Raw genomic sequence first — 4,551 nt, 5'->3', positions numbered from 1 at the left:
CCGACGTCCTCTACCACGCACTCCACACCGACCACCACCACTTGACATAGAAGCTTCCTTCGGCGTCGCTTCGCGATGGGCTCCGCCCACCCTTGACCCGGCGAGCCAACCGCTAAGGCAGCTGGGGATCGCCGGGGGTAGGGGTGCGGGCGGTGGGCCCCTGCTCGCTTCGCGTTGCCGGGTTCCTTCTCAGGCCAGGACCACCTTTCCCAGTTCCGCCGGTGTGGCCAGTAGTTCGTGTTTAGGCACGACCCTGACCGTGTAGCCGAGCGATCCCGCGTGGGGTAGGCGCAGGGTGGCCGCGAAGAGGCCGATCCCTTCCTGCGCCATCGGAACCGTCATCGGGTCCGTCAGTTCGTCCGAATCGCCGACTGTGCCCACCACTGCCTGCACGTCCACTTCGAACAGTTCCAGGCCTGCGAGGTCGATCCGCGCCTGCACGCGGACTTCCCTGCCCACCACCAGTTCCTCGGCCGTCAGGTCCGTGTCGAAGATCTTCACCTGCGGCCACAGCAGGTCGATCCGCTTGCGGTACTCCGACAGCGACCGGGCGCCCTCGTAGTTGTTGCGGGCAGCCGCGGCTACCGTGGCGGCCGCGGGGCGGTAACACGTTTCCACGTATTCGCGCACCATCCGCGACGCCTGCACGCGCGGGCCGAGCGTGTCGAGCGTGTGCCACACCATCGACATCCAGCCCTGCGGCACGCCGTCACCGTTGCGGTCGTAGAACAACGGCGCCACCTGCTGCCCCAGCAGGTCGTACAACGCGGCGGACTCCAGCTCGTCCCGGCGCAGCGGGTCGCGGATGCCGTCCGCCGTCGGGATCGCCCAGCCGTTGCTGCCGTCGTAGCACTCGTCCCACCAACCGTCGCGAATGGACAGGTTGAGACCGCCGTTGAGCGCCGACTTCATGCCCGAAGTGCCACACGCCTCCAGCGGGCGCGTCGGGTTGTTCAGCCACACGTCGCAGCCGCGGTAGAGGTAGCGCGCCATCGACATGTCGTAGTCCGGCAGGAACACCATGCGGCGCCGCACATCCGGATCGTCCACGAAGCGCACGATCTGCTGGATCAGCTGCTTGCCACCCTCGTCCGCCGGGTGCGACTTCCCGGCCACGACGATCTGGATCGGCCGGTCTTCGTCCAGCAGCAAGGCTTTCAGACGCTCGGGATCACGCAGCATCAACGTCAGCCGCTTGTACGTCGGTACGCGGCGGGCGAAGCCGACCGTCAGCACGTCCGGGTCGAACACCGTGTTGATCCAGCCCAGCTCCAGCGCCGAAGCACCCCGCTGCAACCACGACTCGCGGACGCGCCGCCGCACCTCGGTCACCAGCTTCTGCCGCAGATCCCGCCGCAGGGCCCACAGTTCCTCGTCGCTGACGCCCTGCTGGCTCGGCAACTGCCCGCGGTGTCCCCATTCCTTGTGCTTGCCGCCGAGCAGCGCGGTCAGCTCACGGGCGACCCACGTCGGGCCGTGCACGCCGTTCGTGACGGACGTGATCGGCACCTCGTCCTCGTCGAAACCGTTCCACAGCCGGGAGAACATCGCGCGGGACACCCGGCCGTGCAGCTGTGACACGCCGTTCGCGCGCTGCGCCAGCCGCAGGCCCATGTGCGCCATGTTGAACATGCCCGGGTTGTCCTCGGCCCCGAGCGCCAGCACGCGCCGCGTCTCGATGCCCGGCAGCAGCCGGCCGTCACCGAAGTAGTGCTGCACGAGGTCCACCGGGAACCGGTCGATGCCGGCCGGGACGGGCGTGTGCGTGGTGAACACCGTGCCCGCGCGCACCGCGGAGAGCACCTCGTCGAACCCGAGGCCGTGCTCGGAGATCAGCTCGCGCGCCCGTTCCAGGCCGAGGAAGCCCGCGTGCCCCTCGTTGGTGTGGAACACCTCCGGCTGCGGGTGCCCGGTCAGCTCGCAGTACCGCCGCACGGCGCGCATGCCGCCGATCCCGGCGAGGATCTCCTGGCGGATGCGGTGGTCGGCGTCGCCGCCGTAGAGGCGGTCGGTGACGCGGCGCAGGTCCTCGTCGTTCTCGTCGACGTCGGTGTCCAGCAGCAACAGCGGCACGCGGCCGACGTTGGCCTGCCACACCTGCGCGTACAGGTCACGCCCGCCGGGCATGGCGACGTGCACCAGCACCGGCTTGTCGTCCTCGTCGGTGAGCAGTTCCAGCGGCAGCGCGTTCGGGTCGATGACCGGGTAGTGCTCCAGCTGCCAGCCGTCCAGCGACAGGCCCTGCCGGAAGTAGCCCGCCCGGTACAGCGGGCCGACGCCGATCATCGGCACGCCCAGGTCGGACGCGGCCTTGAGGTGGTCACCGGCGAGCACGCCGAGGCCGCCCGAGTAGTTGGGCAGGGCCTCGTGCACGCCGAACTCCATGCAGAAGTAGGCGATGGCCCTGGGCGCTCCGTCGGCGCCGTGCTGCTCCTGGTACCAGCGCTCCTCGGTGAGGTAGCGCTCCAGGTCCTCCGTGGCGGCGCGTGCCCTGGCCAGGAAGTCCTCGTCGGCGGCGAGCTCCTCCAGGCGCGCGGACGGGACGGCCAGCAGCATCCGCAGCGGGTCGCGGACGCGGCGGAACAGCTCGTCGTCCATCGACGCGAACAGGTCGCGGGTCGGTGGGTGCCAGGTCCAGCGCAGGTTGGTCGCCAGCGCCCGCAGGCCCGCCAGCGGTTCCGGCAGGCTCGCGCGCACGGTGAACCGACGGATTGCTTTCATGACGACTGACGATATCGGTTAGCCTCGCGTCTCCGAAGCCGATCAGGGAGCGGGTGGCATGCGCGCAGGGGGTCTGATCTTCGCCGTCGCGGGGTTGCTGGTGATGAGCCTCACGGCCTGCGGCGGTGAAAGCGGGGGCACGGGGGCGAACTCCGTCGCCGGGCTGCCGGTCACCCACTTCGAGAGCGGGCTGCGCACGGACGCCCCCAAACCGAGCCTGGACGTGGAGAACGTCAGCGACGACGAAGCCGACCGGCTCGCCACGGCGACGATCGCCGACGTCGAGGAGTACTGGAGCGGCAGGCTGCCCGACGACTTCGGGATCAAGTTCGAGCCGGTGAAGTCGCTGCTGTCGTACGAGTCGAACGGCGAGAACCGGTCCAACGGGTGCGGCAACACGAAGAGGAACGTCAACGCCTTCTACTGCGGGCAGGACGACTCGATCGCGTGGGACCGCGGGGTGCTGCTGCCGACGATGATCCGGCAGTTCGGGCCGCTGTCGGTGGTGACGGTGCTGGCCCACGAGTTCGGGCACGCCGTGCAGTACCGGCTCCAGGACAAGGCCGGGATCAACCGCAGCACGCCGACGATCGTCAAGGAGCAGCAGGCCGACTGCTTCGCGGGCAGCTACTACCGGTGGGTGGCCGAGGGCAAGAGCGAGTACTTCCGGGTGTCGACGGCGGAGGGGCTGAACGCGGCGCTGTCGTCGCTGTTCCTGGTGCGGGACAGCGCGGGCACGGCGGCGACGGACAACCAGGCGCACGGCACGGCGTTCGACCGGATCTTCGCGTTCCAGCTGGGTTTCGAGCACGGGCCGCAGGACTGCGCGAAAATCGACATGGCGACCCTGCAACCCCGGCTGACCGAGCGCCCGTTCGACCAGGCCGACCGCAACGAGGGCACACTGCCGATCAACGACACGACCGTCGACTACCTGAAGCAGAGCCTCGACGCGGCGTTCTCCGGCGCCAACGCCCCGAAGCCGCGGATCGTGAAGGGCGGCGGTACGTGCGGCAGTGGCCCGGCGACCCCGCCCGCGTCGTACTGCCCCGCGGACAACACGGTCAACATCGACCTGCCCGCACTGGCCGAACTGGGCAAACCGGTCGACCAGGACGCCGAGTGGCAGGGCGCGACCACAGGCGGGCACGGTGACTTCGCGGCGTTCTCGGAAATCGCGTCCCGCTACGCACTGGCGATCCAAAAGGGCGTCGGCGCATCACTGGACAACGCGAACGCGGGCCTCCGGACGGCATGCCTGGTAGGCGCCTGGGCCGCAGCGACGAACAAACTGGCCGACACCGCACTGCGCCTGTCCGCAGGAGACCTGGACGAGGCCATCTCGGACCTGCTCCGCCCCGACAGCCTCGTAGCGGCGGACGTCAACGGCAAGCGCGTGGACGCGGGCTTCACCAGAGTCGAAGCGATGCGCACCGGATACCTACAAGGCTCCAGCCCCTGCAGCAAGAACTACGGGTAACCAGCCCACACACCGCCACCGTGCAACGCGAACGCGAGCGGCCACACCGCCCACACCCACCCCCGCCCCGATCCCCAGCCGCACTTACGGCCGATCCGCCGGGTCAAGAGTGGGCGAAGCCCATCCCGAAGGGACGCCGAAGGCGCTCTTGACGCGACGGATCGGCCGTGAACACTCAAAGATCGGGGCGGGGGTGGGGCCGCTCAGGCAGGGCGGTCACGCCCGGGAGACCCCGCCACTCACGCGCCCAGCGGCGAACAGGACCAAAAGATCAAAAGATCAAAAGAATGCCTCGCCGGCGGGCAATACCGCTAAGTTAGGCGGTTTGGGTGAGGAGTCGGATGCGTGGT

General features: G+C 69.3%; 1 protein-coding gene and 1 pseudogene. One reads left to right on the top strand and one right to left on the bottom strand.

The window, feature by feature from the left end; genetic code table 11:
• Positions 1–189 precede the first annotated feature (189 nt).
• Positions 190–2,721, bottom strand: coding sequence for an alpha-glucan family phosphorylase (glgP, locus tag ABFX51_RS10995; RefSeq protein WP_346053660.1), 2,532 nt, complete (start codon positions 2,719–2,721; stop codon positions 190–192).
• Positions 2,722–2,773: 52 nt separating this feature from the next.
• On the opposite strand from glgP, the pseudogene ABFX51_RS10990 reads away from it, so the two are divergent.
• Positions 2,774–4,201: pseudogene (locus tag ABFX51_RS10990) on the top strand (neutral zinc metallopeptidase); the annotation flags it as partial.
• Between the last annotated feature and the right edge of the window lie 350 nt (positions 4,202–4,551).

This window comes from Amycolatopsis dongchuanensis (assembly GCF_039542405.1).
Classification (GTDB): Bacteria; Actinomycetota; Actinomycetes; order Mycobacteriales; family Pseudonocardiaceae; genus Amycolatopsis_E; species Amycolatopsis_E sacchari.
This window is presented reverse-complemented; position numbering and strand designations above follow the sequence as displayed.